Source organism: Bythopirellula superficialaquae, assembly GCF_059632245.1.
In genome coordinates, this window is the sequence record NZ_CP197426.1 from 2,790,198 (window position 1) to 2,807,178 (window position 16,981).

The 16,981-nt window shown below is 54.1% G+C and carries 18 protein-coding genes; 5 read left to right on the forward strand and 13 right to left on the reverse strand.

Features of this window, described 5'->3' with window-relative positions:
* The first annotated feature begins 16 nt into the window (after positions 1-16).
* From SH678x_RS11440 to SH678x_RS11455, 4 genes are all read left to right on the forward strand, one after another.
* Positions 17-2,116, forward strand: a complete 2,100-nt coding sequence (locus tag SH678x_RS11440) for a hypothetical protein (RefSeq protein ID WP_496923047.1) — start codon at positions 17-19, stop codon at positions 2,114-2,116.
* On the forward strand, positions 2,117-3,064 hold the full coding sequence (locus tag SH678x_RS11445) for an ABC transporter ATP-binding protein (protein ID WP_496918579.1): 948 nt from the start codon (positions 2,117-2,119) through the stop codon (positions 3,062-3,064).
* Positions 3,061-4,707, forward strand: a complete 1,647-nt coding sequence (locus SH678x_RS11450; protein WP_496918580.1) for an ABC transporter permease — start codon at positions 3,061-3,063, stop codon at positions 4,705-4,707. The genes SH678x_RS11445 and SH678x_RS11450 overlap by 4 nt, the downstream gene beginning before the upstream one ends.
* Positions 4,708-4,854: 147 nt before the next feature.
* On the forward strand, positions 4,855-5,103 hold the full coding sequence (locus SH678x_RS11455) for a hypothetical protein (RefSeq protein ID WP_496918581.1): 249 nt from the start codon (positions 4,855-4,857) through the stop codon (positions 5,101-5,103).
* A 476-nt stretch (positions 5,104-5,579) separates the two neighbouring features.
* On the opposite strand, the gene SH678x_RS11460 is transcribed toward SH678x_RS11455, so the two are convergent.
* The 13 genes from SH678x_RS11460 to SH678x_RS11520 form a co-directional block, all read right to left on the reverse strand.
* Positions 5,580-6,068 carry a hypothetical protein gene (locus SH678x_RS11460; RefSeq protein WP_496918582.1) on the reverse strand — a complete coding sequence of 163 codons (489 nt, stop codon included), beginning with the start codon at positions 6,066-6,068 and terminating at the stop codon, positions 5,580-5,582.
* Positions 6,069-6,158: 90 nt separating this feature from the next.
* A complete protein-coding gene (locus SH678x_RS11465) occupies positions 6,159-8,051 on the reverse strand; it encodes a type II secretion system protein GspD (RefSeq protein WP_496918583.1) in 1,893 nt (630 codons plus the stop codon).
* 43 nt (positions 8,052-8,094) lie between these two features.
* Entirely contained in the window at positions 8,095-8,718 is a 624-nt protein-coding gene (locus tag SH678x_RS11470; RefSeq protein WP_496918584.1) for a hypothetical protein, read from the reverse strand.
* The gene (locus SH678x_RS11475) at positions 8,711-10,279 is read right to left on the reverse strand and encodes a PilN domain-containing protein (protein ID WP_496918585.1); all 1,569 of its coding nucleotides are present in this window, start codon (positions 10,277-10,279) and stop codon (positions 8,711-8,713) included. Before SH678x_RS11475 ends, SH678x_RS11470 begins: the two co-directional genes overlap by 8 nt.
* Positions 10,280-10,293: 14 nt before the next feature.
* On the reverse strand, positions 10,294-10,605 hold the full coding sequence (locus SH678x_RS11480) for a hypothetical protein (protein WP_496918586.1): 312 nt from the start codon (positions 10,603-10,605) through the stop codon (positions 10,294-10,296).
* A 59-nt stretch (positions 10,606-10,664) separates the two neighbouring features.
* Complete coding sequence (locus SH678x_RS11485; RefSeq protein ID WP_496918587.1) at positions 10,665-11,183, reverse strand: PilW family protein; 519 nt, start codon at positions 11,181-11,183, stop codon at positions 10,665-10,667.
* A complete protein-coding gene (locus SH678x_RS11490; protein ID WP_496918588.1) occupies positions 11,173-11,664 on the reverse strand; it encodes a type IV pilus modification PilV family protein in 492 nt (163 codons plus the stop codon). Before SH678x_RS11490 ends, SH678x_RS11485 begins: the two co-directional genes overlap by 11 nt.
* Positions 11,665-11,738: 74 nt before the next feature.
* Positions 11,739-12,209, reverse strand: a complete 471-nt coding sequence (locus tag SH678x_RS11495) for a pilus assembly FimT family protein (RefSeq protein ID WP_496918589.1) — start codon at positions 12,207-12,209, stop codon at positions 11,739-11,741.
* A 50-nt stretch (positions 12,210-12,259) separates the two neighbouring features.
* The gene (locus SH678x_RS11500) at positions 12,260-12,583 is read right to left on the reverse strand and encodes a type II secretion system protein (RefSeq protein WP_496918590.1); all 324 of its coding nucleotides are present in this window, start codon (positions 12,581-12,583) and stop codon (positions 12,260-12,262) included.
* Positions 12,584-12,707: 124 nt separating this feature from the next.
* Positions 12,708-13,034: a competence type IV pilus major pilin ComGC gene (locus tag SH678x_RS11505; protein WP_496918591.1), complete on the reverse strand. Its 327-nt coding sequence runs from the start codon at positions 13,032-13,034 to the stop codon at positions 12,708-12,710.
* Between the two features lie 21 nt (positions 13,035-13,055).
* Positions 13,056-14,207 (reverse strand): type II secretion system F family protein, encoded by a 1,152-nt coding sequence (locus SH678x_RS11510; protein WP_496918592.1) that lies wholly within the window; start codon positions 14,205-14,207, stop codon positions 13,056-13,058.
* Between the two features lie 12 nt (positions 14,208-14,219).
* Positions 14,220-15,908, reverse strand: a complete 1,689-nt coding sequence (locus SH678x_RS11515) for a GspE/PulE family protein (RefSeq protein WP_496918593.1) — start codon at positions 15,906-15,908, stop codon at positions 14,220-14,222.
* A gap of 23 nt (positions 15,909-15,931) precedes the next feature.
* The gene (locus tag SH678x_RS11520; RefSeq protein WP_496918594.1) at positions 15,932-16,324 is read right to left on the reverse strand and encodes a response regulator; all 393 of its coding nucleotides are present in this window, start codon (positions 16,322-16,324) and stop codon (positions 15,932-15,934) included.
* A 290-nt stretch (positions 16,325-16,614) separates the two neighbouring features.
* Here SH678x_RS11520 and SH678x_RS11525 point away from each other — a divergent pair, with 290 nt between their 5' ends.
* Entirely contained in the window at positions 16,615-16,980 is a 366-nt protein-coding gene (locus tag SH678x_RS11525) for a competence type IV pilus major pilin ComGC (RefSeq protein WP_496918595.1), read from the forward strand.
* The last annotated feature ends 1 nt before the right edge of the window (position 16,981 follow it).

The window sequence follows — 16,981 nt, forward strand, 5'->3', positions numbered from 1 at the left end:
TCCTCTTCAATATTCTATGCCCCATCGATTCGTGAACCTTCGCTTGCTGCGTCAACGACTACAACTGTGCTGTTTGCTTGCGTTTGTTGGTTCGGCACAAACCGCCCTCGCTGCTAGCGGCGGCCTTATCGAGCTGCCGCAATCCCCCAGCGGTGCGATGGTTTATTCCAAGCAATCAGGTATCGACCTGCGGATTGATACCACTTGGGCTGGCGTGCATGGCTATCGCCCGATCACGTGCCGCGTCACTGCCCAAGCCCCCTCGCAGGCTGACAAACAAATTAAGATTCGCTTCATGGCCGGCCAATGGCGCAGCGATCAACCGGTGATCGTGGCCGAGAAATATTTTGAACTCCCCGCGGGAAGCATGTCGGTCAGCACCACACTCTCCGTTCCGCAGTACGCGGATTGGCGAACCATCGGTTGCGAAACCTTTGTCGACGGCGTCCGCGATGACGATCTTTGCCAATCGCAAGTTCCGTTCAACAGCCCCAACACCGGCCACAATTTCACGGCCTTGATGCTCGACGACATCGGCTTTAGCGCATTTCGATTGTTTCGCGATGTTCGTGGTGGCCCAGCCGAAGTCTTTCTCCCCACGTTCAACGTGCAGCAAGAAAACTGGAGCGAATACTCATCAATCGACGTGGCGGTGACGAGTCCCAGCGATCTTGCTTCCCGGCGTGAGAAAAATCCCGACGAACTTGCCGAGTTGCTGAAGTGGGTCCGCGCGGGAGGCAATCTGTGGGTCATTTCTAACGCCGAAGACTTTCAAGACGCTCCCGGCATTGAAGAAGCACTAGGAATTTCCGCCGACACACAGCAACAGTTTGATTTTGATGCGTTACTAGCTCGCGGTTGGCGGTTTCCGAAACTTGATAATCCGGCGAGCGACTCGCTCGACAAATATAGTCAACTTCATGGACAACCCAGCACCGAGCCAGTAAGTAATAATATCGTTGCCGGTCAAGAAGCCCCGGAAGATTCTCGCGAATGGTTCACAACCCGCCCGTTCGGCATGGGGACCGTCACACTCTTGGCGTTTCCAGAAACGATCTCCCGCCAAGAGTCTCGCGAAATTCGCTGGGCCATCACGCAATCGCTGCTGGCCGATCGCTTGTCATGGGAATTGCGGCACGGCACGAACCCCGGCCGTGGTAACGAGAATTTCAACGACTTCTTAATCCCCGACGTTGGCACTGCGCCGGTCACATCGTTTCAAGTGTTGCTATCGCTCTTTGTATTAGGCATCGGTCCAATCAACTACTTCTTTCTCAAGAGCCGTGAAAAATTGCCGCTGCTGTTGCTCACCGTTCCCGCCGCGGCGCTCGCGACGACGATGTTTTTGTTGATTTACAGTTTCACATCCGAAGGGTTCGGCACGCTCGTTCGCGCACGCAGTTTCACGCTGCTCGATCAAACCGCTGACTCGGCCGTCTGCTGGTCGCGACTTTCCTATTATGCGGGGATCGCCCCCGCCGAGGGTTTAGAATTCCCCCAAGATGCCCTCGTTTATCCGATCCTGCCGTCATCGCGTCTCACCGACCGTCGCGAATCCCGCCGCTATGCCGGCCAGCGTCGTGAGATAGTGTGGGATGGCACGCAACAACTCACCCGCGGTTGGCTGCAATCGCGCACCCCCACGCAATACCTCACCGTCACCAGTCGCGATACGAAAAAGCAGATTCAGTTTGAACCCGCCACCGACAAACTCACGGCCACCAACCAACTGGGTGCGAACATTCAACTGTTGGTTGTCGAAGATCACGACGGAAAGATTTTCCTCGGCGAGCAACTCGGCAACGGGAAATCCGTCGCGCTCGCCCCCAGCGATCAAGTTCAAGCGATGCTCAAGCTCCGCACGTTGCTCGCCGATAACGAACCCGAGTTCCCCGCCGGAACAATCGAATCGCTTTCGCTGGGTAGCGGTATCGACCTGCTCCCCTTCTCGCAAAATTTGATGGAGACGCAAATTTCCGCCATCACTTCGGCCGTGACCAAAAGTTGGGGGCCCGGCAGTTATATCGCGGTCACCGATCGTGGCATCGACCTCTCGCTCGGCATCGACTCCGCCACCGAGAACACGAGCTTTCACGTCGTGCGAGGAGTCTGGTAAATGATTCACGCACGACGACCATTGATCGAACTTCGCAACTTGCACCGTTATTTCGGCAAGACCCGCGCGGTGCAAGATATCAGCTTTGAAGTCTACCCCGGCGAAGTCTTTGGTTACATCGGTCCCAACGGGGCAGGCAAAACCACCAGCATGCGAATTCTCGCCACGCTCGACGAACCGACCTACGGCGACGCGTTTGTCGATGGTTTTTCCGTGGTCGACGATCCCGACCGTGTCCGCCGACGCTTGGGCTTTATGCCCGACAATTTTGGCACGTACGAAAACGTGAGTGTGATCGAGTATCTGGACTTCTTCGCGCGGGCCTATGGCCTTATCGGAAAAGAACGCCGCGTGGCGATCGATTCAGTGATGGAATTTACACTGCTCAACACGATGGCCGAAAAGCCGATTAACGGCCTCTCCAAAGGGATGAAGCAACGCCTTTGTCTGGGACGCACGTTGATTCACAACCCTTCGGTGCTGATTCTCGACGAACCCGCGGCGGGGCTCGATCCCCGGGCACGCATCGAACTGCGCGACATGATCGAGCAGCTCGCTCGCATGGATAAAGCGGTGCTCATCAGTTCGCACATTCTTACCGAGCTTGCCGAGATCTGTGACAAGGTAGCGATCATCGAACAAGGCCAACTGCTTGCCACGGGCAGCGTTGACGAGATCAGTGCTCGCTTCGAGGCGGCCAGCCGTGTGCGGATGCGCGTGCTGGGCGATCAAGCACCGTTTTTGACTTGGCTCAACGCTCATGACGATACCAGTGAAGTCTTCGTCGACGGAGATGTGATCGTCTGCACCCACGGTGGTGGGCAAGATAAGCAAGCCACCCTGCTCCGCGAAGCGATCGAAGCTGGTTTTCCGCTGCACGAGTTTTCCAGCAAAACTCGCAGCTTGGAGGATGTGTTCCTGCACGTCACGGAAGGGAGAGTGCAATGAGTACCGCCGTTGTTGCTAACGAACAATCCGCCGCAAAGTCGAATTGGCTCTCGGACCTGCTCGTGAGACTCGAAAAATACGCCGACCGCCTCAACCCAATTCTGGTCAAAGAAACCCGCCAAGCCCTTAAGAGCCGCCAATTCGTCGTCACGTTCTTGGTGGTACTGGTCGCGTGCTGGACGGCCAGCTTCGCCGTCGTGGCCATCGTCGGACCCGATGTGTATTACGTCGCGTCAGGCCCACGGATGCTCTACGTCTACGCCATCATCTTGGCATTCCCATTGATTCTGATCATCCCGTTCTCGGCATTTCGATCTCTCGCCGCCGAGCAAGAAGAGAACACCTACGAGCTGCTTTCGATCACAACCCTCACCGCCGGGCAAATCATCACTGGCAAACTCGGCTCCGCCGCCGTTCAGATGATGGTCTACCTCTGCGCGGTCACTCCCTGCATTGCGTTCACCTATCTGCTCCGGGGTGTGGATCTCCCCACGATATTTTTCATGCTGCTCTATTTCGTATTCCAATCGATGGGTCTCTCGATGCTGGGACTGTTGGCCGGCACGAGCGCGAAAGTCAAACATACCCAAGCACTGATTTCTCTACTGCTAGTACTCTGCCTGGCCTTGGTCTTATTGGGCACGATCAGCTTGATCGAAGATTTCGTCGATCGAAATTTCGTCGACGTCATGAGCCCCATGTTTTGGCTGGCCAATCTCGCGGCCTTGTCGTTCTATGTCGCGATTTTTGCTTTGCTCCACGCCGCCGCGACCGCCCAGGTTTCGTTCCCCAGCGAGAACCGCTCGACCGCACTGCGCATCCGCATGTTGCTGCTCCAAGCCTGCTTCATCGGCTGGATGAGTGCGATCCCCTTGAGCCTCACCGGCCCGCAAGATTACATGCAAACGATCCTGTTCATCGCGGCCGGGTCGATGATGTTTTGGTTTGTGATGGGCTGGTTGCTCACGAGCGAATGGCCTCACTTATCGCGGCGAATGCTGCGTACGCTCCCCGCCAGCACGGTCGGTCGCATTTCACTCACATGGCTCAATCCGGGCCCCAATACAGGATTTGTGTTTGCCATTGGTTCACTCACCGCGGTGCTCGGTGCGCTACTCGTGCTCACATTCCTGTTGCCCCCTTCAAGTTTACTGGCCTGGCCCGGACAGCAAGCCCTCGCCTATTTTCTTGTCTTGAGTTGGTGCTACGCCGTGTTCTTTCTCGGCCTCGGCAAACTGCTCGTCGCCGCGGTCCGCACGGTCACTTACGTTCAACTCTCCGCCGGTTTCTTGTTGCACCTCGTGCTGTTTCTGATCGCCTGTGGCATCCCTCAGGTGATTTATTTGATGACGCCGTCGCTCCGCTCCAGCGAACAATTTTCGTTCTTGCAAATCACCAATCCCGTGTGGGTTCTCTTTTCGGTGATTCAAAGTTGGCCGATTGAAGAAGCTAATATCCTGTTGTTAATTGTCGGCGGGGCCGCATTGTTGATGCTACTGTTGAATCTCCGCACGATCGCGCTCGACGTGAGCTACCGTCCACGGATGCTGCCCACCCGTGTGCTCGAAGACGAAGCGGAACTTCACCCCGCCCCAAGCCATCAACCCACCAATCCCTGGGAAATCTCGGCGAGCGATCCCTAGTACTGGCCTATAGATAAACAGATTGATCAGCAAAGAATCAGGGCCTCTGCCCAACATTGAGATTTTTCCCAGAAAATTTCTTTGCAAATTAGGCACACGGGTTGCTTTCGCGGTAGGGCAATACCCACCATTCTAGGGAATGCCCTTATGGAAAAACACGCACACCCCTTGCATGGAATCGATCACATACCCAATGACGGGTGGCAAGTCTGGTCACACATCTTGCGATATCCCGTTCGTTGCCGATGCCCCAAAGACGGTAAGCGGGTTGCCCTCGCTCTAGAGGCTCAATATCCCAATGGTGCAACCGTTGATTACACGCAAATCAATCAAGCCATCGCCGAACAAGACGCGATAGACTCGGAGGTATTAACAAGCGATGCCCGAACCTCTTAAACTAGTTCTAAAGCTATCAACGGCCATCATGGCCGTTGGACTGCTAACCGCCCTATTGCTGGCGGCGATTTCTCGCTGAGAAAATCTCCTCGAATTTGGCCGCGCACTCTGCTATATTGTGGGCAAAATGGATTAGAAGACTGTGGACGGTAGGACTGTCGACTGTGGTCTTTGCGTGCCGCGAAACCACGGTAGATGGAGCTTGTGATAGTGCGCCATCAGGAAATCGCCCTTTGCAGCTTGCCTGGTTTAACTTGATCAAACGCAATGCGTGAACAAGTTGATGAAGTTGAGCAAGATGATCAAGTTCGTTTTTTCTGCTTTGCAACAGCAAGAGGCCGCAAACCAGGCAAACCTCGCCAACCTGGCAAAGCTGGAAGAAGAGCTATTAGCTGTTAGCAATTAGCTCTTAGCCAGAAAAAAATTCATGGCGTGTACCTGGATTCCGCAATCCGAAATCCGCATTCCGAATTCAACTAGTTTTCCAGCGTCGCTTGCCAACGCTCGCGGCCACGTTGTAGGACGACCGCGGGGGGTTGAATCGAGATGACTTCGATCCCCGCCGTTTGCGCGCCTTCGGCCATCGGCACGACGTCGCCGTTGATCGAGAGGATCACCCGCTGACCGTCGACATTTGCAAACCCCAGGAGCTCCACGGATTGTTCGATGCCCCGTTTGTTTTCGTGCTTGGCACTCCGCTTAGGTGCGAGGAACAAATTCTCACGGTGCGGATACGGTGGTTTAAAGACGACTTCGGCCGGTTTCTCCGCGGGCTTGGTATCAACCTTGGCTGGTGCAGGTTTGTCCGCTTGAGGTTTGACCTCAGGCTTAGGCTCAGATTTCGCGATAAAAGCTGGCGCTTGAGTCAGCGCGGCTTGAGGAGCTACCTTCGACTCGCCGCAGCCAACGAGCGCGCAGCCCAGCACAACGAGCAGCGTGATTCGCGTTTTTGGCACGGCGGGCATGGAAACTTGGCTTTCGAGGGGAATGATCCAACCAAGTTTAGCACGCCCCAACGGCCAACTGATTCTTCGGCGAATGTGCCCGCAAAATCGTTATTTCTTGAACATCCGCGTCCAGACCTGCGATTTCTTGGCGGTCTGTTCCTTCTCACTGATCGATTGCCGCAGGGGTGCCGAATCGCCAGTCGTGCGGTACCGTTCGTCGAAATCCTTGCGCAACGGTTCATGCTGGCTAGTGAGATCGACCTGCTCGGGCATCGTCTCTTCAGCTGGGAGTTGGTACATCTCTTCGCTTTCGATCGATGGGAAAGGGATCGGTTCGTTGCAAGGCACACAATTGGCGTTGGGCATCCCTTCGGCCAGTGGAATGCCATTGAGCCGACTATCAAGAGTCTCGGCTGCCATGTATTCGCGGGAACTCATGACTTGGTCGTAATCGACGATCTCCGGTTGGAGGAACACCAAGAGCTCGCTTTCGCGAACATTGGTATCACGAGCCCGAAACAACGGCCCAATCACGCGAACGTCTTTCAGGAACGGGATGCCGTTGAAATCTCCAGTGTCACTCCGTTGCCGCAAGCCGCCGATGACGACGGTGCGTTTGTTGGCCACGCGGACGGTGGTGGTGGCAATGCGGGCGTCGACGATCGGCTGATCGTCGGTTTCGGTGAAACCAGCCACACGGCTGAATTCCTGATTGACAATCATTTTCACCGTACCATCGGAAGCAATCTGCGGGGTCACGTTCAACGTGATGCCGACAGGCTTGAACGCCGTCGTGCCGATTTGCCCACCCAATTCCGATTGCGTGATTTGCTGGAAAGGAATTTCCTGCACGCTGCTCAATTCGGCCATCTCGTTTTCTTCGACCGTCACGTTGGGATCGGCGAGCAAACGGGCATCCTTGGCGTTTTGCAGCGCGAGGATCACGGCACGGATGTCGAAATTGGTGGTGAAGCTCTTCACCGTGACCGCTCCGCCGCTCGAGCCCACGTTGAACGGAGCGAGCGTTTGCGTATCGAGCTTCAATTCCTGGTTGGGAACACCGTCGGCGTTGACATCGTTGCCTTTGATGTTCTGGTTCCAGTTGATGCCCAATTGCTCGACATCTTGGAGGCTAATATCGTAGATCAAGCCGGTGATACGTACCTGCGGTCGGGGGCGGTCGATCTTTTCAAGCACACGTTTCACCATGTCGATGTTCGAGGGGTAGTCGACGACAACCAGCCGGTTTTCCGCGGGCATCGTGGCGAGTTTACCCGTCGCACTCAGGACGGCCGTGAGCGCTGGCTTAGTATTATCAACGGGTATGTATTGAGTATGAAAGTAAGCGACTTGCAGCCTCTTGTACGACTCCGACGGAATGCCCCCGGTCGACTTCGAGGCAGCGGCATCCATCTGTTCCACAAAATTCCGAATCGATTCGACGCGGTCGGCAAAGTCGACAACCAAGATGCTGTTCGCCGATTCCATCGACTGAAGTTGGCCCTGGCTGCTCAGCAAGAGCCGCGCTCCTTCGACGACTTCTTGCAAATCGCTGTGCGTAATAGGGATCGCAGCGGATTGAAACAGCGGGTTGGCGCTCCCCACTTCCTGCGACTTCTGCACGACAAGGCTTTGCCCGACGGCTCGATAGCTATATCCGTTGGCGAGCAGGATCGCATCGAGGACTTCCCGCAGCGGGGCCTGGGTGTAGATGCAGCTCACCGTGCCATCGACTTCCTTGCCGACAACGATATTCACGTTCCAAGTGGCTCCGATTGTGAAGAGCGCCTTTTGAATCGTCGTATTTTGCAGCGATAGGTCGCCGCGGGTATCAAGTGCTTGTTCGAGCGGAACATGTGCCTTTTGCTGTGGCGGTGCGGGAGGAGTCAGCACCGGCTCTTGGGCGAAGATAGCTTCCATAAGTGCGCAGCAAAGAGCCAACAAACAGACCAGCATCTGGCCTGTCGAGCGCAATCTTCGACTCGCGCTACTCGTTGGCATGTGTCCTCCCTGACACGGTTGCTCGTGTTGCCGTACTACGTGGCTAGGAACTTTGTCTGCTCAAAGCAAACAGCAGCAGTTCCAGATCCATCGTCACTGTTTCACCATTTTGGCCGTCTGATTGGATTTGCATCCGCTCGGGGTAGGCCAAAGTGTTGTCCTGTTGCAAGCGTTCCAACAAACTGTAGATGTCGTGCGTATTGCCGTTCACCGAAAGTTGGATGCTGCGACGTTCCAGGAAAAATGGTGTCGCCTTCCCTGACGAATCACTCACGTTTCCTTCCTGGAGGGGGTTGTCCCCTGCTCTCCAGGGTCGACGGGCAGGTTCGGCCACGTCGAGGCGGCGGATTTGGCAACTCGATTCGCGGATCATGTCCACGAGCCGAGTACGATAAGTGCTCACCGTTTCTTCCGAAACGGAGCGCCCCTCCAAGATCCCCAACTCTTCGGCAACCGCGGCCATTTGCTTCTCCAACTGGGGAAGCTGCTTGGCCGTCTGTCGTGCATTTTCCAATTCTTCGGCAAGAGCCCTACGACTCTCCTTTTTGTCAAAATAGTCATCGGCCAACGTGGTAAATACCACCAGACCAAGGAGGATTGTAACGGTTGCAACGATTAGCGAGCGATGACGGCTTTCGCAGAATCTACGGAGCAATGTCTCATTCATGGCGGGCCACCTTCTTGGCGGGGGCGTTAGGGTCTGCCAGGCTTAACTCAACGTCAAAGTCAACAGTCGGTCCTGCCACGGATTGACCACTTTTGGTTCCACGGAGGGCTACGCTATCAAAACCAGGAGCCAATTCGAGCCAGCGAACGAAGTCGAATACACCGGCTTCCAAATAGCTTGAGCCCTTGAGTGCTAGCGTGTCGTCATCATTATAGCTCAACGAGCTGAGCCATACGTCGCTCGGCATACACTGGGCAATCCGGCGCATGATTTCGGCATTGGGCGGTGAAACTAGCTGACTGGCGAGTCTATTGAGTTGGTCGAGCTTGGCTTCCGAAGCGGCCTGTTGTAACCGTAATTCTCGAGCGCGGTTTTGGGCCACGGCGAGTTCATCAAGTTGTTCCTGCAATACATTCAAGGCACGCTGCTGGTGAAAGTCGACGCCGGCTATACCCAGTGCCACAAGCAACACGGCAGCGATAGGAATCGCGCTGCGTATGAGAATCGGCTTCATCGGCTCACGGCTCACCGCGATGATGTGGTCCATGAAATTGGGAGCGTCGGATTCGCCTGCGGGCAAATATGTTCCGAGCATTGCGCCAAGTGCCGGGATCGTGGAGGGATCGCTGGCTCCTGCCGTGATCTGCCAGGTCGCTTGTATCTCTGCAGGTGAAACGATTTCCAGTTCCATGTCCTCGACCTTGCCGAGGGCACTCAGCACACTTTGAATCTGCAGACGTTCACCCGTGAGATAGACATGCCGTAATTTGGGAGTCGCTTCGCCCAGGAGACGTCCAACATGTCGTTCCAAGCGGCCAAAGTGCGTACGAACGACTTCGATCAGTTCTTCAGGAGTTTCACAGGAACCTGGGCGATATTCCAGCAACAAACGTCCCCGATGGCAGACCCCGATTTCAACCGTCGAATTATCTATATGAATCAATAGCGTGGGTTGGTCGGGAGCATTCTGCAAGCGTCCTACTGCGCGACTATTGGCCACCAGCGCGGGCTCAATCGATTCTATTCGCAGGCCGGTTCGCTCACTCGCTTCGTACAAGGTGTCGAGCGTTTTCGCATGGCAGACAGAAGCCACCGCATAGGTATGTCGGGCGTCGAGCGGTTTGCAATGGCTCACGGTGACTTTTTCGCCAGTACCAAGCAGCAAATAAAGCTGGCTGCGTTGTTCGAGCTGTTGAAGTTCGTGGCGAACCTCCTCCGTGGAACCAAGGATGGCTTTGGTCACGCAATAGCGTCCACCCAGCACGTAACGCACCGAGCAACCAGCGAGGTTGTGCTGTTCCACAAGCTTACGTAAAGCTGCAGACAGCTCAGATTGGCCTTCAGTCGAATTCGGTGAATTTGCTTCTTCACGCCAAGGAATTGTTAAGGCTTCCACTTGGTCGCGACCACCATTGGCGGCACGCTGCAATATGGCTACACGCAAATCGGATTCAGCCAACTCAATAACCGCAATTCGATTGTCAGTGCCTTTACGGCGCTCTCGCGGTCGGCGTCGCTCGCGGCTTTGCCGCCGTTCAGCTTTTGCTCGTCTGTCGGACATCTGTGCTACTCAAATTAAAGTTCAATCGTTGCTTGCAAGTTGCGGACCACGTCGCCGGCGACACCGCTCGACGTGACAATCACCGTTGAATCTGGTCCATCCACGGCTTCGGCGAAGTAGCTATCGTCAGCCGGAAATGATCCATCAGTCACCGTGCCACGCCAAGTGCTGTTGGTTTCCAACGTAGCCGCGATGTGATGAACCCCGGCATTGGCTAGGTACATTGCTCGTTCATAATCCATGGAATTTCTGAGCGTTGACAGCTCCAGCGTGGTTGTGTCCAGCACATTCACAACCATGAGTGTGACCAACGTCAGAATAAACATGCAAAACACAAGCGCGGCCCCGCTTCTTGTTTTTGAGTTTCGCTTTGAAGTATTCATAGCTACCACGCCCTCAACCAGGCTTGGCACGATGCGGCAACCGGTTCGAGTCCATTAGGTCGTTCCAGCTGAACTTCAGTCGCAGCTCGGACGGAATGAATTAACCCAACGTCAGTGCTCGCAGTCGTGCCATCGGTACGCAGACCCACGAATTTCAGCTGTTCGATGCCGGTAGCGAGCACCTGATCGGCATTTGTTACTCCAAACAAGACTCGCTTCGTGCCCGAGTCGTGATCCCAAACCAGTGTCTGACCTGTGGGCGTCAGAATAGATAAACTTCCGGAATTGTCCGTGGCCGATGAAATAGCAGAAACTGCGGTCGCCTGACGAACATGCCGTACGATATGGCGTAATACGGCAATCCCAGCTTGCCGCGTCTCTTGATCCTCTTCATGGCGATTCCACGCCGCGTACGAAGTCCGCACCAACACCATCGTGGCAGTCGTCAACGCAGCCAGCATGGCCGTTGTGACCATGAGCTCAAGTAAAGTGAAGCCGTGTTTGGTTTGTCTATTCTTCATCAACGTAGGATTGCAGGTTAGCCACCTTGGTCCGATACAAAACGCTCAACTCGTTGTCATCGAACGTCGAGTCACTGTCCGCGTCGTCAAAGACAGTCACTCGAATGTGCATCAACTGACCCGTAAGACCACCGCTTGCAGGTGCATCCGAGCGAACAGCGCTGTAACGGATATTCGCATAGCCATCGGCAGCGAAATTCCCCGTGGTTGTTGTGTTCGTCCAATTTGTCATGGTTTTGGCCGCCTGTGTTTCTAGCACGCTCACCGCGTAGTTCGATAGCAAATTGCGCCGGTTGAGATCGCGACTTTTGGCCATGGCGTCGCGCATGACGGCCATTGTTGGAACCAATGTCCCCGCGACCAAAGTGGCGGCCATCACCATTTCCAACAATGAGAATCCTGCCCTCGCAGTAATTTTCTTACCGAGAATGTTGGAATTCACCGTCTGTGTTGACCACGACACCATAGCGAGACCTTGCACGCGACCTGTTTCGAAATGCCTAGAAAAGATAGGTTACGGAACCGTGTCCGCAACCGTAAAAATCGGCTCAGATACTACGGAGTGTTCTCTGTTACAGAAACGCTGCCGGTGAGTGTTACGACAGAAAGATTCCAACTACGTTGATCGCCTGCCACGGTAATCGAATAGCCCCCAAGTGCCGCCCCATCGAAATCGAACTCAAGAACCGCATGCGACGAGCTGACAGTGACATCTTGGGGTACGGATCTCGACGTATCCACCGGGACGTTTCCACCGCTCGTGCGACGGTAGAGCGTAAAACTCGTGGCATTTGTTGCGGAAGGACTGAGTTGAAGATAATGGTTGTCGCCCGTAGAAATCGTGGCTCGACGAGCGTGTGTCAGCGCTAATGACAATTTACGAACAAAACCTTCGGCCCCCCCATTGCTGAGGGTCGAACTGCCAAAGGATGTTATAGCTGTTATGCTTAACAGTCCCACGATGGAAACTACCACGGCCAGTTCTAAAAAGCTCATAGCTCGACGCACCGGAGTGCGCCGAGCCATGAAAATCGATTCTGTGTGTTGGCAAGCCATAGGCTTCGCTGCCCGTCGGGCTATTTCACGCGGTGGGTCGTGGTGTTGAGCGAGTAAGCCGAGCCATCCACGGGATTGGTCGGGAGACCATCTGGGAAGTAATTCGGATCTTTACCGATATCAGAAAGATCAGCCGCAGGCCAAGTGCTATTATCGACGTAATATCTTTCCACGGCAGCGTTGATTGTCGCTTTGTGATGCTCGCTGACGCGTTCCTTGGCGGTATCGCTCGAAATCGAGACACGTGGAATGATGATCGCGGCAATGATGCCGAGGATCGTCACAACGGCCAACAACTCAAGCAGCGAAAAACCACTTGTCTTGCATTGGTTCCGCGACTTCATGGTAAGTGACTCCTCAAACAGGGACTTATGTGGTGAGGCAAAAGCTGCCAGATTTTCTGCGTTTTTTACCGCTTACTAAGGAAACTTAGGTTACGATTCGTGACACAAGAAAAATTTTTGAGTTTTAATGATTGTGCCCAGAAACCCTACCCGTGTTAGGATCAATCGTATAGTTCCCACCATCCACAGGGCATGTTGGCGCGCCCTCGGGGAAGTAGCTCATATCTGATCCAATGTCACTCAAGTTGGCTGCCGGCCAGCTGCCTGTATTGTGCATCCAAAGTTCCGCTTGAATCTCGATATCACCCTTATTGGTTTTACAGGCGGCAACTTTGGCTTGTTCATCACTTCCCGCAACGCGCGGCAAGATGATTCCCGCCAATAGCCCAACAATCGCCAAAACGGCCATCAGCTCGACCAAAGAAAACCCGTAAATGTACTTTTTATCCATGACAAAACCCGTGGGTTACGCTTACTTGATGGTGTTCACCATGTCGAACATGGGTAGGTAGATTGCTAGGAGCACAACTGCAATCGCACTGGCAAGTCCGATCGTTAGAATCGGTTCCAGCGCCCCAACCACAAGGCTGCTTTTTCGCTCGATCTCACGCCGCAAGTAATCGCAAATATCTTTCGTGGCGCGAGTGAGTTGCCCAGTGCTTTCTCCCACGATCACCAATTGATTCACAATTGGAGGAAACAAGTCTTCGTGCCGTTCTAGCTCGCGGCTGAATTTTTCGCCGCGATTGATCGCTACTTGAAGATCATTGACACCCTGTCGGACTGCTCGATTACTAACAGATGACGCCGTTTCCCTCACGGCTTCGGCCAATGTATAACCAGCCGCCATCAAACTGTGCAGCACTTCCATAAGCTGCAATACAGCCATATCGCGCATCCAATTGCCGAATAACGGGGCCCGCAGCAAAGCCCGATCGATCATCACGGCAAATTCGCTCCGTTTCCGGAGCTGCTGAATTGCTGCCGCTGTAAGAATTCCAATTCCGATCACCCAGGGGCCATATGTTTGCATGATCCCAGAAAATGAAATCAAAATACGGGTGATCAGTGGCAGTGGAACCTTGGCTTTTGCATAAGTCTCTTCAAATACTGGCACGACGTACATCAACAAAAAAGTCAACAAACCGCTGCCCAGGGTAATCAATAACACGGGATAAGCGAGCTTCTTGATAACTGCTTGCTTGAGTTCCGCGCTCTTGCCACGGTTCTCTGAAAGGTGTTGGAGAGTGTCTGCCAAAGTGCCCGACCGTTCGCCCAGGCGAATTTGACTGGTAGTAATCGGATCGCAGACTTGTGGGAACTCGGCGAGTGCAGTGCTAAAGGGAACGCCCGATTCCACTTTTCGCCGCAATATTTCCAGTAATTGCCGATGTTTCGCCAGCGTTTCTTCGCGAGCCAGTGTTCCGAGAGCTTTCGGGAGCGACACACCGTTGCTGACCAATGTCGACAAGGTGCGCAGAATAAATGTCAGCTCGTGGGGCTTTAATTTCTCGGACGTCTTCGACGACGAAGTGAGTTTCATCCACCAATGATCGAGCTGGAACGAGCCCGATGAATTCGCAGCATGTGCCGAGCTTAATGCGAGTTGCTTGTGACGTGACATGGCGACGATCGACTAACCTGAAATTTTGTAGAAAACTTCTTCCACGGTCGTGTGGCCCGCCAGAACCTGTTCCAAACCGGCCGTAGCCAGTTCGACCATACCTTCCTGCACGGCAATTTCTCGCAACTTCGAGCTTGGCAAACCCTTTTCGATGGCCATCGCAAGTGTTGGCGTCACGGTCATGATTTCGTAGATGGGAATACGACCAGCGTAGCCCGTTCCCAAGCACTTCTTGCACCCTCGCCCGGCAAAAAACACGGTTTCGGCGGGTATGTCCAAACTATGGCTCAGGGCGTTGAGAAAATGTTCGTTAGGATTCACAGGCTCCTTACATTGATTGCAGATCGACCGCAACAAACGCTGAGCAATTGCACCTAATAGCGCGCCACCCGTCTTGAAGCTATCGATACCCAAGTCGTTGAGACGCGCCACCGATCCTACGGCATCGTTAGTGTGCAGCGTGCTAATAAGCAAATGCCCTGTCAGGGCGGCTTGCACGGCGGTTGAAGCTGTTTCGTGATCACGGATTTCACCGAGCATGATCACGTCGGGGTCCTGACGCATGATGTACTTCAGCGCGTTGGCGAAACCCAGCCCATGTTCATTGTCGGAAGCAACTTGATTGATCCCAGGCAGTCGATATTCGACGGGGTCTTCCACGGTCACGATATTACGGCTCACGGCATTCAGTTTGGAAAGCAACGCATACATCGTTGTACTTTTACCGGAACCCGTGGGTCCGGTAACCACGATCATGCCGTGCGGCTTGTCGATCAAGCCTTGAATCTTTTTGAGGTCTCGCTCGTGCATTCCCAATTGATCGAGCTGAAAGATACGGCTGCCTTCGTCGAGAAGACGCATCACTACCTTTTCGCCACCTACAGTGGGAATTGTGCTGACGCGGAAATTCACGCGTCCCGTAACTTCGTTGATGCTGAGCTGACCGTCTTGAGGCCGGCGATTTTCGGTCGTGTCCATGTCAGCCATAACCTTGATGCGCGCGACGACCGATTCTTCAATATGACGTGGAATTGTCATCACGGCCTGCAATTGGCCGTCGACGCGGTATCGTACCCGCATTTCGGGGTGATGCGGCTCAAGGTGAATATCGCTCGAACCAGCGTTGATCGCACCCATGAGAATGGCTCGCACAAGACGAACAACGGGGGTTTGATCTTCATCGATTGTGATTTCATTGGTTAGCTCTTGGCCGATCATGCTTTCAGCCGCAGCCAGATCGGCCATCTTCATGTCAACGATCGTTTGCCGAGCCACCACGCGGTCGTCAAAACCACGGTCCAGAGCGCCCTCAATGGCATTTTGAAATGCCACCAACGGCACGACTTTGTATCCGGTGATCAACTCGGTTTCGCTGATCACGTCGATGTCGTCCGGAGCCATCATGGCCAATTGCAGCGAACGTCCAGCCACCGCTACAGGAACAACTTTGTGATCGCGCGCCAATTCTTCAGGCAGCAAACGTACGACTTGGGGGTTGATGCTTTCAGGAACAATGTCGAAGAACGGGACACCGTATTGTTCTGCGAGAGCCTCACCAAGTTGATCGCTTGTGATCAGGCCACGACGAACGAGAATTGTTCCTAAGAGGCCACGTTCCGAGCCTTGCGCGGAAAGAGCACTTTGGACTTGCCCTTCGGTAATCCAACCATGCTTAACCAGTATGTCGCCAAGACGTGCCATGACTCAACAATGCTCAAGAGATGTTATGATTTCGCGGTGTAGGTAGCACCTACAAGATTCTGAACTTTCTTTTCCAACATCAGCGGATCAAAGGGGGTCACTAGAAACTCGTCGGCACCAGCGTTATACGCTTTCTGCACGTCTTCCAAGTCCGAACTACTCGACAAATAAATCACCGGGATTTCGCTTGTCCGTGGTTCGTTACTCAACTGGTTCAAAAACTCAAACGCTCCCGCATCGGCAACTTGTCCGACAACAATCATGTGGGGAACTTGCGTTAGTAACCATTCACTGGCCTGACTGGCACCTTCCCACGCAAAGACCTCGTAGCCTAGTAATTCCAACCGAAACGTGGTTATCTCCCGCAAAATGGGTTCTTCTTCCACAAGCAAGATCGTGCAGTGATGGTGAGACATAGTTGTCGCAACTTGGGGGGCAAAGCTTCTAACGGCTGATGGGGCGGATTCCAACGCACAACCGTAGCTTGCTAGCCCGTCCAGTCAAAGACAGAAGTGCGGACTGACCATGCGTTGCTGTGGTTGAGAAGCCAGCAGACCGCAAAATCAGATCAACTGCTACATCCCCCAAGAGGTGCCTCTCATAATCCGAACTCATTTTCTTACAGCGCTATGTGAGAAGCTAGAATTCTTTACATGTTCTCAAGGCAACTAGGGACTTAAGCCAGATCGCGATCAGGCCATCAAAGATGTCAACTCACTCCCTGTATTCAAAACTACCGCGACCGCAGCAAGCCTTCTCGCTGCTTGAATTGATGGCGGTAGTGACGTTGATCGCTGTGGTTGCGGCAATCGTGGTTTCTCGCGTCACCCAGTCGACCGACACCGCGAAGTGCAAAGCCTGCCGTCATAATCGCTTAGAGTTGAATGCCGCAATTGAGCGGTATCACCTCGACAATGGCAGCTTTCCCACGAGTCTCAGCGACGTTGCCACGACCAATTATCTGCCTGCAGGCTTGCCGGTTTGCCCAGTCTCAGGTGCCGCTTATTCGTTGAACTCAGCGACTCATCGGATTGACGGTCATACGATCGATTCGGTGCCAGGCGACCACTAAG